Below are 11,497 nucleotides of genomic sequence, written 5' to 3' on the forward strand. Positions count from 1 at the left end.
AGCGGGGGAGGTCCCCGACGTGCCGCTCCGTGCCCTGGGCAGTGCCCCCGCCGCCGCGATCGCCGCGCTGACCCGGGAGATCGACGAGCTGGAGACCCTGCCCCGCTTCGACCGGGACGGCGCCGGGGACCGCGCGCTGCTGGCGCTGGCCGAGGCCCGCGAGCTGGGGCTCCCCGAGCTCGAGCTGCGCGCCCAGCTGGTTCGGGCCGAGGTGCTGCAGCGGTGCGGCGAGCTGGCCGAAGGCGGCCGGCTCGCGCAGGAGGTGTTCACCTGGGCAACCGGGAACAACTCCCGGTACCTGCTGGCCCGCAGCCACTACGTCCTGCAGGGCGTGTTCATGGACCTGGGCGACCTGTCCCAGGCGCTCGAGCACTCCGTACGCGCCGTCGACCTGCTCGGCCACGACGCACGGCCCGCGCTGCGCATCGACCACCTCGTCCGGCTGGCCGACTGCCTGTGCCTGAACGGCGACGAGGTGGGAGCGCGGGAGCGCTATCCGGAGGTCCTGCGGCTGGCCGAGGACCTCGGCGACCTCGACCGCCAGCTCGTGGCGCTCAACAACCGCGCCTACTTCGAGGCGCTGACCGGTCACTTCGACGCGGCGCTCGGCTTCAGCACGCGGCTGCAGAGGCTCGCGGACGAGCACGGCATGACCCTGCACGTCGGCCGGCTGGACACCATCGCTCGCGCGCTGATGGGGCTCGGCCGCCTGGCCGAGGCCGAGGAGGTGCTGCGGCCCGGCCTGCGGCCCGAGCTGCTGGACGCCTCGCCGGACGGCGACCGGGGCGCGGACTCCCTGCTCACCCTCGCCGAGGTGCTGCGCCGGCTCGGCCGGCTCGAGGAGGCGCAGATCTCCCTCGACGCCTGCGTGCGCACCTGCGAGGAGCTCGGCCTGGGCACCATCCGGGTGCACGCGCGCCGCGAGCAGGCCGAGCTGCACGCCGCCGCCGAACATTTCCAGGCGGCCTTCGAAGAGCACAAGGTCTACAGCCGCGACGTCCTGCAGCTGCAGTCCGACCAGCGGGACGCCCGGGCCCAGGCGCTGCGGGCGATGTACGAGACCAGCGAGGCCCGGCGGCAGACCCGGCGGTACCGCGAGCTGTCACTGCGCGACCCGCTGACCGGCCTGTACAACCGGCGCTACGTCGACGAGGAGCTGCCGCGCCTGCTGCAGCACGGGGTCCAGCACGCGGTGCCGGTCACGCTCGCGCTGCTCGACCTCGACCATTTCAAGAAGGTCAACGACACCTTCTCGCACGAGGTGGGCGACCAGGTGCTGCGCATCGTGGCCGGGCTGCTGGAGGCCGCCGCGTCGGCGGCCGACGACGGGGACGGCGGCTCGTTCGCCGCCCGGATGGGCGGGGAGGAGTTCCTGCTCGTCCTGGTCGGCGGAGACCCGGCCGGCGCGGTGGGCATGCCGGAGGACGTGCGCCGGTCGGTGCGGTCACAGCCCTGGGCCGGGCTGGCCGGTTCCTGCCCGCTTGCCGTGACCGTGAGCATCGGCGCCACCGGCAGCCACGAGGTCAACACCCCGGATCCGGCTCCCCTGCTCAGCCGGGCCGACGCCCGGCTGTACCGGGCCAAGCGCCAGGGCCGCGACCGGGTCGTCAGCCGCGACTGATCCCCCGGGTCGGTCGAGTTCGCGCCCGACGTCGTGCGGCCGGAACACAAACCCCCGAAGGGGTGGTTTAAGACCACCTCCGGTGACACCAGCCCCGCGGCCGGGACCACGCTGACCGTCGCGCCCTCGGGCGCGTCCTTCGAGTACAACCGCACCTTCGACCTGGACGCCGCGACGCTGGCCTCCGTGAAGGCGGGCACCGCGGTCGTCGTCGTCCACGGGCTGGACCCGGCGACCCTGTCGGCGGCGGCCCAGGCCAAGCCCAGCGACCTCGTCCCGTCACTGCCCCTGGCGGCCACCTCGCCGGCGCTGTGCGGGGCGCTGAAGGCGTCGCAGATGTCCAGCATGCCGCCCGGCTCGGCCGCGACCGGTGGTGGCAGCACCGCCGGCGTCGAGGACCAGGGGCTGCTCGCGCTGGGCGGTGGCCTGCTCGCCGCCGGTGCCGTGGCCGGAGGACTGGCGCTGCGTCGTCGGTCTGCTGTCCAGGGCTGACCGGACCGGGTGACTGACGACTGATGTCCGGTACCGAGCAGCGCCATCCGCCGCGTCGACGGGAGTGCCGGCACCGCCGGCGACCGTCCCACCAGCCGCCGATCCCGGCGGGCAGCAGCAACCCCCGGCGACCCAGGGGCTGCTGCTGCCCGCCTCCGCCCCCACCCACCTCGAGGTCCCAGCGATCGGGGTGTCCTCCGACCTGCTCGACCTCGGCCTGCAGCCCGACGACACCGTCGAGGTACCGCCGCTGGCCAAGGACTCGCAGGCCGGCTGGTTCCGCTACTCACCCACCCCCGGGGAGGTCGGGCCGGCGGTCCTGCTCGGTCACGTGGACTCCGCCGAGTACGGGCCCGGGATCTTCTTCGACCTCGGGGCGCTGCGTGCCGGGGACCAGATCACCGTCACCCGCGCCGACGGCACGGCAGCGGTCTTCCAGGTCGACCGGGTCGCGTCCTATCCCAAGGACTCGTTCCCGACCCTCGAGGTGTACGGCAACACCGACCGGGCCGAGCTGCGGTTGATCACCTGCGGGGGCGCGTTCGACTCGAGCACGCGCAACTATCTCGACAACATCGTCGTCTACGCCTCCCTCGTCTCCAGCCACCCGGCGTGACGCATCCGGGTGTCCACCGCCCGGTCATCCACAGAGAGGAGTCCCCATGCGGACCCGCCAGTGGCGCGCCTGCCTCATCGCCGTCCCGCTTCTCCTGGGCGGCTGCGCCGGAGCCGACGCCGCCACCCAGCCGGCCGCGGCGCCGGACGCGGTAGCAGCGTCGACGCCAGCCGCCGACGAACCGCCGTCCGAGACCGCCGCCATGATCTGCGGCGACGACGTCCGCGGGGACGTGGCCCGGGCGCTCTCGTTGCCTGAGCCGCCGGCCACCGACTCCACCTGGGTCGACCAGCTCTACACCTGCACCTACCAGCTCCCGATGGGGCCGATGGTCCTGTCGGTCAAGGAATCGCCGACCACGGCGGCGGCCGGGGAGTACTTCGAGAGCCGGCAGCCGGAGCTCGGCGAGACCGCGCCCGCCCCCGGCCTCGGCGAACGCGCGTACGCGACGACGACCGGCACCGTGGTGGTGATCAAGGACGCCATGACGCTCACCGTCGACGCCACGGACCTCCCTGCCGAGTTCGGGGACAACGGCCAGCGCCGCAGCGACTTCGCCTACGAGATCGCCTCCGTCGTCCTCGGCTGCTGGACCGGCCACGAATGAGCACCAGCACGCCGTTGCCGACCCGGCGACGGCCCGCAGGCACCTCACAACGCACGACCGGACGGGGAGTGGATCCGAAATGACCGATCGACGTGGTGGACAGGGGAGAAAGCGCGCCGCCCGCTCGGCGCTCTGCGGACTGGCGCTGGGCCTGATGGCCGCGTGCGGCTCATCCGAGACCTCGGGGGACGCGGCGGCCACCGCTGCCGGCTCGACGGCCAGTTCAGCGGCCAGTTCAGCGGCCAGTTCAGCGGCCACCGCGCCGACGGCGTCCGCCTCGGCCGCCCCGTCGTCGGCCGTGGCGGTCATCCACATCAAGGACTTCGCCTACGAGACCCCCGCCACGGTGAGCCCGGGCGCGATGATCGAGGTCATGAACATGGACGGCGAGAAGCACACCGTCACGGCCGACGAGGGCAACGCCTTCGACGCGCAGGTGACCGCCGACGACACGGGCACCGTCACCGCGCCCACGACCCCGGGGACCTACGCCTTCCACTGCACGTACCACTCGAACATGCACGGTGTCCTGGTCGTGCGGTGATGCGCGCCACCGACCAGGGACGACGCCTGCCGTCGTCCCTGGTCGACAGCCGCCGGCAGGGGCAGCGGTGGGTCGTGGCTGCGGCCGCGCTGGTCGCGGGCACCGCCCACCTGCCGGTCATCGCCCCGCACCTGGCCGAGGCGCCCTACATGGGGGTGCTGTTCGTGGTGCTCAGCGCCGGCTGCCTGGCCATCGCGGCGACGATCTGGTTCCGTGACCCCGCCGTCCTCTACGTCCTCGCGGTCGGCACCTGTGGTCTCGCGGTCCTGGGCTACGCCGCGACCCGGCTGGTCGCCTTCCCGCTGCTGGGCGATGACCTGGGCAACTGGTGGGAGCCGCTGGGCGTCCTGTCGGTGGGAAGCGAGACCGTGGCCGTCGCGGCGGCGGTATCGGCGCTGCTGGGACGCCCCCGGACGGCGACGGACAGGCACCGGCCCGCGCCCGTACGCCTCGCCGGCCTGCGGTAGTCCCGCCGGCTCGGACCGGTCAGCGGCCGGCGCGCTCGTCCAGGACGCCGGCCAGCAGCGAGAGCGCGCCCCAGGCGGCGGCGAAGCCGACGACCTTGGTGCGCGTCCCCCGGCCGGCCAGCCCGGCACCGAACACGGCCGCGTCGCTCCAGTCGGCGACCACCCGGGCGGCGGTGGCCAGCTGGCGGGCGCGCCCGGCCGGCGCGGCGATCATCGCCAGCCCGATCGCGGTGTCCCGGGCACCGATCGCCCGGGTCAGCGTCCGGGTGCCCGCCGAGTCCTCCAGCCCGCAGGGCTTGATCAGGACCTTCGGGGCGGCGATCAGCGCGAGGGAGTAACCGGCGGTGGCGGCGCCGACGAGCGAGGTGAGCGAGGGCACGGGTTCTCCTGGAGACGTGGCGCACGGGCTGCGCGGGACCGGGGGTCCAACCAATCAGCGGGCCGGGGCGCCCGCCACTCGGCTGCATGGTTGCACCGCAGCGGGCGTACGTTGCAGGCACTCCCACGGGTGTGACCCGTGCCATAACGTGCGGGAGGACTGCGCTCCCCGGCGCACGCCATCGATGCCCTCACCGATGAGGGCGACCAGGAGGATCACCTGTGCCTGTGAAGACGCGCGGCGCGATCATGCGTTCGGCCCCCGGCAAGTTCGAGGTCGTCGACCTCGTCTCCGACGACCCCCGTTCCGGCGAGATCCAGGTCAAGCTCGCCGCGTCGGGCATGTGCCACTCCGACGACCACCTGGCCACCGGCGACATCCCGGTCGCCCACTACCCGATGGCCGGCGGCCACGAGGGCGCCGGCGTGGTGATGAAGGTGGGGGAGAACACCCCCGGGTTCGAGGAGGGCGACCACGTCGTCTTCTCCTTCCTCCCCGCCTGCGGCAAGTGCCGGTGGTGTGCCAGCGGCATGTCCTACCTCTGCGACCTGGGCGCCGGACTGCTGGTCGGCGCCCGGTTCGACGACCCGGAGAGCTTCCGCTTCACCATGGCGGACGGCACCGCAGTCGGGCAGATGTGCGGCCTGGGCACTTTCGCGGAGGTCACCACGGTCAGCGCCGACTCCGCGGTCAAGATCGACAAGGACATCCCCCTGGACGTCGCCTGCCTGACCGGCTGTGGCGTCGGCACCGGCTGGGGCTCCTCGGTGACCGCCGCCAAGGTGGAGCCGGGCGAGACGGTCATCATCATGGGGATCGGCGGCATCGGCATCAACGCCGTCCAGGGCGCGGCGCACGCCGGGGCCAGCCACGTCATCGCCGTGGACCCGGTGGCCTTCAAGCTGGAGAAGGCCCGGGAGTTCGGGGCGACGGAGACCTTCTCCAGCATCGAGGAGGCCAACGAGTTCGCCAAGAGCGTCACCAACGGCCAGGGCGCGGACAAGGCGATCGTGACGATCGGCGTCACCACCGGTGCGCACGTGGCCCAGGCGTTCCAGGCGGTCCGCAAAGCGGGCGTCGTCATCGTCACCGGCCTCGGGGACATCACCGATCAGTCCGGCATCCCGATCTCCGTCGGCGAGCTGACGCTGTTCGCCAAGGAGATCAAGGGCGCGCTGTTCGGTGATTCGAACCCGCACACCGACATCCTGAAGATGCTGCGGCTCTACCAGGAGGGCAAGCTCAAGCTCGACGAGCTGATCACCAAGCGTTACAAGCTCGACGAGATCCAGCAGGGCTACGAGGACATGCACGCGGGTAAGAACATCCGCGGCGTCATCATCTACGACTGAAAAGGACCCGTCCTCCCCACCCCTTCGCAAGCTAGGGCGGGACCCGGGACGGGGCCGCGCCCGGGGGCCAGACCGCTGGTCCCCGGACGCCCGCCCGCCCGACGAGGAGCCGATGACCGCCGCACCCGCCCGCCCCGACGCCGCCCGGCTGGACGCCGTGGGCATGGTGCGCACCGCCCGCGAGCGGGTCGTGGCCCGGGTGCGCGAGGCGGAGGTGGTCGCCGCGGCGCTGTCGGCCGGCCGCAACGTCGTCCTCGAGGGCCCGCCGGGCACCGGCAAGACGACCCTGCTGCGCGCCCTGGCCGACGGCACCGGCGTCCCGCTGGTCCTGGTCGAGGGCAACGCGGAGCTGACCCCTACCCGGCTGGTCGGGCACCACGACGCCTCCCGGGTGCTCACCGAGGACTACCGGCCGGAGAACTTCGTGCCCGGCCCGCTCACCCGGGCGATGACCGAGGGCGCGCTGCTCTACGTCGAGGAGTTCAACCGCGTTCCCGAGGAGACGATGAACGTCCTGCTCGGCGTGCTGTCCGAGCGGGAGATGCACGTGCCGCGGTACGGCCGGGTGCCGGCCCGGCCCACGTTCCGGCTGGTGGCGGCGATGAACCCCTTCGACGCCGTGGGCACCGCCCGGATCAGCCCGGCCCTCTACGACCGGTCCTGCCGGGTCGCCATGGGCTACCAGGAGGAGGACGCCGAACGCGCCGTCGTCACCACGGCCACCGGCGGGCCGGCCGACCTGGTGGCCCACGCCGTGCGGGCCGTGCGGATCACCCGCGACCACGCCGAGCTGCGAATCGGCTCCTCGGTGCGCGGCGCCATCGACACGGTGCTCATCGCCGGGGAGCTGGCCGTCGTCCGGGGCCGGGACGGGGTGGACGACGAGGTGGGTGAGGACGCCGCCCTGGCCGCGCTCACCGGCAAGGTCACCCTCGCAGACGGCGTCACCCGGCCGGTCGAGCACGTCGTGGTCGACATCTGGCGGCGGGCCGGTGGGGAGCTGGGAAAAGCCTGACGCCCGAGTCGGCGGACGCCGACCCGGGCGGGAGAACCCCGCCGGCCGATCCCCCTGGACTGCCCGGGCCCCGACAGGAGGGTGCCGGGCTGGCGGACCCGCCGGGCCGGCGGCCGCCCCAGCCGGCCCCGGTCGTGGACGCCGAGGACGTCGAGCAGCTGCTCCGGGACCAGCGGGCCCGCCGCGCCGGCCGGGACGAGCTGTCCCGGGCGCACCCCGAGTTCGCCCAGGTCAGCCCGCGGGCCGGTGAGCTGGACGAGGCGGCGCTCGCCGATCTCGCCGGCCGGGATCCCGACGCCGCGCTCCGGCTGGTCACCGCCCTGGGGCGGGCCTTCGATCCCGCCCTGCGCACAGCCGCCCGCGCGCTGGCCGCCCGGCTGCCGGTCGGCCCCCCGCGCACCGGTGTGCCGGACCGGTCCGGCAGCCGCCGGGTGGTCACGCGCCGCGACCCCACCGGCGCCGATCTCGACCTGGACGCGACGCTGGCCGCGCGGGGTGCCGAGCCGCACTGGCGGGCCGAGCACCTGCATACGCGCAGTTGGCGGGCCACCGGCCGGGCCTGCGTGCTGTTGGTCGACGCCTCCGGCTCGGTCGCCGGTGACGAGTTGGCCGCGGCGGTGCTGACCGCGGCCGCGCTGGCCCAGCGGATGCGGCCCGGCGACGAGCTGGCGGTGGCCGCGTTCTGGTCGACCGCGGTGCTGCTCCAACCGTTGTCCGCGCAGCCCCGCCCCGAGGTCGTTGTGGACCGGCTGTTCGACCTGGCCGGCGGCGGCACCACCGACCTCGACCTGGCCCTGCGCACTGCTGCGGAGCAGCTGGCCCGCACCAGGACGGCGGCCCGCGACGTCCTGCTGCTGTCCGACGGCATGCCCACCGACAGCCCCGACCCGCGCCCGGCCGCTGCTGCGCTGGCCCGCGCCGGGACCCGGCTGCACGTGCTCACGCTGTCCGCGGACCCCGAGTCGGTGGCCAACTGCGCCGCCCTCGCCGCGGCCGGCGGTGGCCGCAGCGCGCCGCTGCACTCGCCGTCCCAGGCGCCGTCCGCCGTCCGCACCCTGCTCGACTGAGCGGCCTCTCCTTGATTGGCCCCCTCCAGGGCATCCCCGAGCGAACGGGGGGACCCAGGAGGGGGTCCTTTCTCAAGTGCGGAGGTCGGGGAAGTCGGTGTCGCTGAACTCGGTCGGGCTGCCGCCCCCCGCGGCGAGTTGCTCCTCGCGCTGGCGCAGCTCCACCCGGCGGATCTTCCCGGAGATGGTCTTGGGCAGCTCGGCGAACTCGATCTTGCGCACCCGCAGGAACGGCGCCAGGTGGGCCCGGGCGTGGGCCAGGATCGACCGGGCGGTCTCCGCGGTGGGCTCCCAGCCGGCGGCCAGGGTCACGTACGCCTTCGGGACGGCGGCCCGCACCGGGTCCGGCGCCGGGACGACGGCCGCCTCGGTGACCGCGGGGTGCTCGATCAGCACGTTCTCCAGCTCGAACGGACTGATCTTGTAGTCGCTGGCCTTGAAGACGTCGTCGGTGCGCCCCACGTAGGTGATGTAGCCGTCGGAATCCCGGCTCGCGACGTCCCCGGTGTGGTACCAGCCGCCGGCCATCGCCTCGGCGTGCCGCTCGGGATCGCCCTGGTAGCCGGTCATCAGCGTGAGCGGGTGCGCGGAGAGGTCCAGGCAGATCTCCCCCTCGGCGCCGGGCCGGCCGCTGATCGGGTCGACCAGGACGACGGGCACCCCGGGCAGGGCCCGGCCCATCGAGCCGGGCTTCACCGGCGACCCCGGCGTGTTGCCCACCGAGGCAGTGGTCTCGGTCTGCCCGAACCCGTCGCGCAGGGTCATCCCCCAGGCCGCGCGGACCTGCTCGATGACCTCCGGGTTCAACGGCTCACCGGCCGCCGCGACCTCCCGCAGCGAACCGGAGCCGCCGGTGAGGTCGGCCTGGATGAGCATCCGCCACACCGTGGGCGGCGCGCAGAACGTGGTGATCTCGTCGATGCGGATACGGTCCAGCAGCGCCGAGGCGTCGAAGCGCGTGTAGTTGTAGAGGTAGATGGTCGCCTCGGCGATCCACGGGGCGAAGAAGCAGCTCCAGGCGTGCTTGGCCCAGCCGGGTGAGCTGACGTTGAGGTGCACGTCGCCGGGCTGCAGGCCCAGCCAGTACATCGTGGTCAGGTGGCCCACCGGGTAGCTGACCTGGGTGTGCTCGACGAGCTTGGGCCGGCTGGTCGTGCCGCTGGTGAAGTACAGCAACAGCGGGTCGGTCGCCGTCGTCCCCGGATGCCCGGGCGGGGTGTCCTCGGCCTGTGCCGCGTCGCGGTAGGCCAGCCAGCCCTCCGGCGCGTCGCCGACGGCGATCCGGCTGTACTCGCCGGGAACGGCGTCGAACTTCACCGTGTCGGCGGCGTTGGCCACCACGTGCTTCGCGCCGCCGCGCTCGATCCGGTCGACCAGATCCGCCGGCCCCAGCGCGGTGGTGGTCGGCACGATCACAGCACCGAGCTTCATCACCGCCAGCATCGACTCCCACAGCTCGACCTGGTTGCCGAGCATCAGGACGACGCGGTCGCCCTTCGCCACCCCGACCGACCGCAGCCAGCCGGCGACCTGGTCCGACCGACGGGACATCTCGGCGAAGGTGGCCTTCGTGTGCGAGCCGTCGGCCTCGGCCAGCCACAGCGCAATGCCCTCGTTGCCCCGGGCGTAGCCGTCGAACCAGTCGACCGCCCAGTTGAACGGGCCCTCGATCTCCGGCCAGCGAAACTCCGCGACCGCCTTCGCGTGGTCTTCCCGCAGGGCGAGCAGCTGGTCACGGGCGGCGCGATAGGCCTGGGCGGCCGCGCTCTCGGACATGCGGGGAGACCTCCTGGGGAAGCGGACCGGCGGCGGTGCCGGACCGCTGAGGATGCTGCCCCGCCGGGCGCCCCACCGCCAGCCCCGGTGGATCGACATCCTCAAGTCGCTGCCGTCCGGCGTGACCACGTACGCGCCGGGTACCGGGTTCTCCGTCACCGGGCAGTGAGGCGGTTTCCATGGTCCTGATCGACGTGGTGTTCCTCGCCGTCCTGGTCGTGGTCGTCGTGGTCGGCTGGCAGGCCTGGCTGGGGCGGGCGTCACGCCAGTGGCCGGCCGCGGAGGCGGCCGCCCGGTGGGAGGACGCGCACGAAGCCGTGGGGGGTCGGACCCGGGTCGTGGTGCGGAAGGTCGCGCGACTGCCCTCCGGGGAGAGCCGGGTCATCGGGGAGTCCGTCATCGACGAGATCCCCGACGGCGCCCCCGACTGGCACGAGCGGTTCAGCGCCGCCCGCCAGGTCGCCTACGACCGGGCCATCGACCTCAACGGACCGTCCCTGGCCGGTTGACCTCGGCCTGGCGGCGGGGCCCGTAGCGCAGCGCGATCAGCTCGGCCGCGACCATCAGCACGGCGACCACCCACAGCCCGGTCCGGAAGCTGCCGGTGAGGTCCTCCAGCCAGCCGGTCAGGTAGGGGACGGCGAACCCGGCGAGGTTGCCGAAGGAGTTGACCAGCGCGATGCCTGCGGCCGCCCCGACGCCGGACAGCAGCGCGGTGGGCAACTGCCAGAAGACCAGGATCGCGGCGTACACCCCGACGGCGCAGACGGTGATGCAGACCATCACCAGCAGCGGGAGTCCATGTACAGCGCGGCGGCGAAGTAGACCGGGCTCAGCGCGACCACCTTGGGGTTCGTCAGCGCCTCGCGGGTGGGCACCTCACGGCCCACCTGCTCGGCGCCCTCCGCGGCGAGGTGCTGCTCCAGCGCCATGCTCTCGGCGGCGGTGAGCCACCGGGCGGAGCTGGGCCGATTCGGCAGCAGGAGCAGGACGATGACGCCGAGCACGATCGCCGGCAGCCCCTCGAGTAAGAACATCGCCCGCCAGCCGGCGTCGAAGCCGAACAACCCCTCGCCCGAGCAGCAGCGTGGACAGCGGGCCGCCGATCACCGAGGCCAGCGGCACGGCCAGGAAGGTGAGCGCGACAATCCGTGCGCGCTGCGCCCGCGGAACCCAGTAGGTGAGGTAGAGCAGCGCGCCGGGGAAGAAGCCGGCCTCGGCGATGCCCAGCAGCACCCGGACGACGTAGAAACTGACCTCGCCCCGCACGAACGCGGTGGCCGAGGCGACCAGCCCCAGGTGAGCATGATCCGGGCGATCCACAGCCGGGCGCCACCTTGTGCAGGGCGAGGTTGCTCGGCACCTCGAAGAACAAGTAGCCGACGAAGAACAGGCCGGCGCCCAGCCCGTAGGCGGCGCTGCTCAGAGAGCGTCTTCAAACTTGTGTGGTTAGTGGTCGGCGTGTGCTGCCGGTGATGTGAGGGAGCTCCTGGTAGGCGGATGGGTGTCTACGCCTCCCGCCCTCACCAGGAGCTCCGGTGTCAGTCTCGCCTGCCTGTTC

Annotated in this window: 15 protein-coding genes and 1 pseudogene; 11 read left to right on the top strand and 5 right to left on the bottom strand. The window is 73.4% G+C overall.

The window, feature by feature from the left end:
- Positions 1-19 precede the first annotated feature (19 nt).
- The 6 genes from BLW04_RS15340 (at position 20) to BLW04_RS15365 (ending at position 4,347) form a co-directional block, all read left to right on the top strand.
- Positions 20-1,621 carry a GGDEF domain-containing protein gene (locus BLW04_RS15340; protein WP_091542970.1) on the top strand — a complete coding sequence of 534 codons (1,602 nt, stop codon included), beginning with the start codon at positions 20-22 and terminating at the stop codon, positions 1,619-1,621.
- A gap of 33 nt (positions 1,622-1,654) precedes the next feature.
- Positions 1,655-2,113 (top strand): hypothetical protein, encoded by a 459-nt coding sequence (locus BLW04_RS15345; RefSeq protein WP_091542972.1) that lies wholly within the window; start codon positions 1,655-1,657, stop codon positions 2,111-2,113.
- Positions 2,114-2,177: 64 nt separating this feature from the next.
- Positions 2,178-2,729, top strand: a complete 552-nt coding sequence (locus BLW04_RS15350; protein ID WP_217631060.1) for a class F sortase — start codon at positions 2,178-2,180, stop codon at positions 2,727-2,729.
- A gap of 46 nt (positions 2,730-2,775) precedes the next feature.
- Complete coding sequence (locus BLW04_RS15355) at positions 2,776-3,336, top strand: hypothetical protein (RefSeq protein WP_091542978.1); 561 nt, start codon at positions 2,776-2,778, stop codon at positions 3,334-3,336.
- A 79-nt stretch (positions 3,337-3,415) separates the two neighbouring features.
- Positions 3,416-3,880, top strand: coding sequence for a cupredoxin domain-containing protein (locus tag BLW04_RS15360; RefSeq protein WP_217631061.1), 465 nt, complete (start codon positions 3,416-3,418; stop codon positions 3,878-3,880).
- A complete protein-coding gene (locus BLW04_RS15365; protein ID WP_091542981.1) occupies positions 3,880-4,347 on the top strand; it encodes a hypothetical protein in 468 nt (155 codons plus the stop codon). Before BLW04_RS15360 ends, BLW04_RS15365 begins: the two co-directional genes overlap by 1 nt.
- A 19-nt stretch (positions 4,348-4,366) precedes the next feature.
- Here BLW04_RS15365 and BLW04_RS15370 read toward each other — a convergent pair whose 3' ends face one another.
- Complete coding sequence (locus BLW04_RS15370) at positions 4,367-4,726, bottom strand: hypothetical protein (protein WP_091542984.1); 360 nt, start codon at positions 4,724-4,726, stop codon at positions 4,367-4,369.
- Between the two features lie 221 nt (positions 4,727-4,947).
- Between BLW04_RS15370 and BLW04_RS15375 the strand changes: the two genes are divergently transcribed.
- The 3 genes from BLW04_RS15375 (at position 4,948) to BLW04_RS15385 (ending at position 8,160) form a co-directional block, all read left to right on the top strand.
- A complete protein-coding gene (locus BLW04_RS15375) occupies positions 4,948-6,078 on the top strand; it encodes an NDMA-dependent alcohol dehydrogenase (RefSeq protein WP_217631062.1) in 1,131 nt (376 codons plus the stop codon).
- Positions 6,079-6,190: 112 nt separating this feature from the next.
- The gene (locus BLW04_RS15380) at positions 6,191-7,093 is read left to right on the top strand and encodes an AAA family ATPase (RefSeq protein WP_254781617.1); all 903 of its coding nucleotides are present in this window, start codon (positions 6,191-6,193) and stop codon (positions 7,091-7,093) included.
- Positions 7,094-7,227: 134 nt separating this feature from the next.
- Entirely contained in the window at positions 7,228-8,160 is a 933-nt protein-coding gene (locus BLW04_RS15385) for a vWA domain-containing protein (protein WP_254781619.1), read from the top strand.
- Positions 8,161-8,232: 72 nt separating this feature from the next.
- On the opposite strand, the gene BLW04_RS15390 is transcribed toward BLW04_RS15385, so the two are convergent.
- A complete protein-coding gene (locus BLW04_RS15390; RefSeq protein ID WP_091542990.1) occupies positions 8,233-9,936 on the bottom strand; it encodes an AMP-binding protein in 1,704 nt (567 codons plus the stop codon).
- Here BLW04_RS15390 and BLW04_RS26810 point away from each other — a divergent pair.
- Together BLW04_RS26810 and BLW04_RS15395 are read left to right on the top strand one after the other, a co-directional pair.
- Entirely contained in the window at positions 9,935-10,105 is a 171-nt protein-coding gene (locus BLW04_RS26810; protein ID WP_175484070.1) for a hypothetical protein, read from the top strand. The two genes, BLW04_RS15390 and BLW04_RS26810, sit on opposite strands and share 2 nt — an antisense overlap.
- A gap of 10 nt (positions 10,106-10,115) precedes the next feature.
- Entirely contained in the window at positions 10,116-10,445 is a 330-nt protein-coding gene (locus BLW04_RS15395; protein ID WP_091542991.1) for a hypothetical protein, read from the top strand.
- Here the strand turns inward: BLW04_RS15395 and BLW04_RS15400 are convergent.
- From BLW04_RS15400 to BLW04_RS29675, 3 genes and pseudogenes are all read right to left on the bottom strand, one after another.
- A complete protein-coding gene (locus BLW04_RS15400; RefSeq protein WP_139306859.1) occupies positions 10,420-10,719 on the bottom strand; it encodes an MFS transporter in 300 nt (99 codons plus the stop codon). The two genes, BLW04_RS15395 and BLW04_RS15400, sit on opposite strands and share 26 nt — an antisense overlap.
- Complete coding sequence (locus BLW04_RS15405; RefSeq protein ID WP_091542995.1) at positions 10,719-11,003, bottom strand: hypothetical protein; 285 nt, start codon at positions 11,001-11,003, stop codon at positions 10,719-10,721. Before BLW04_RS15405 ends, BLW04_RS15400 begins: the two co-directional genes overlap by 1 nt.
- 16 nt (positions 11,004-11,019) lie before the next feature.
- Positions 11,020-11,259, bottom strand: a pseudogene (locus BLW04_RS29675) (MFS transporter); the annotation flags it as partial.
- Positions 11,260-11,497: the final 238 nt, after the last annotated feature.

The sequence above is a fragment of the Modestobacter sp. DSM 44400 genome (assembly GCF_900107175.1).
GTDB lineage: Bacteria > Actinomycetota > Actinomycetes > Mycobacteriales > Geodermatophilaceae > Modestobacter.

Coding starts and splice junctions, on each gene's coding strand:
- BLW04_RS15355 (WP_091542978.1), top strand. CDS start 2,776: ATGCGGACCCGCCAGTGGCGCGCCTGCCTCATCGCCGTCCCGCTTCTC.
- BLW04_RS15360 (WP_217631061.1), top strand. CDS start 3,416: ATGACCGATCGACGTGGTGGACAGGGGAGAAAGCGCGCCGCCCGCTCG.
- BLW04_RS15365 (WP_091542981.1), top strand. CDS start 3,880: ATGCGCGCCACCGACCAGGGACGACGCCTGCCGTCGTCCCTGGTCGAC.
- BLW04_RS15380 (WP_254781617.1), top strand. CDS start 6,191: ATGACCGCCGCACCCGCCCGCCCCGACGCCGCCCGGCTGGACGCCGTG.
- BLW04_RS26810 (WP_175484070.1), top strand. CDS start 9,935: ATGCGGGGAGACCTCCTGGGGAAGCGGACCGGCGGCGGTGCCGGACCG.
- BLW04_RS15390 (WP_091542990.1), bottom strand. CDS start 9,936: ATGTCCGAGAGCGCGGCCGCCCAGGCCTATCGCGCCGCCCGTGACCAG.
- BLW04_RS15395 (WP_091542991.1), top strand. CDS start 10,116: ATGGTCCTGATCGACGTGGTGTTCCTCGCCGTCCTGGTCGTGGTCGTC.
- BLW04_RS15400 (WP_139306859.1), bottom strand. CDS start 10,719: ATGGTCTGCATCACCGTCTGCGCCGTCGGGGTGTACGCCGCGATCCTG.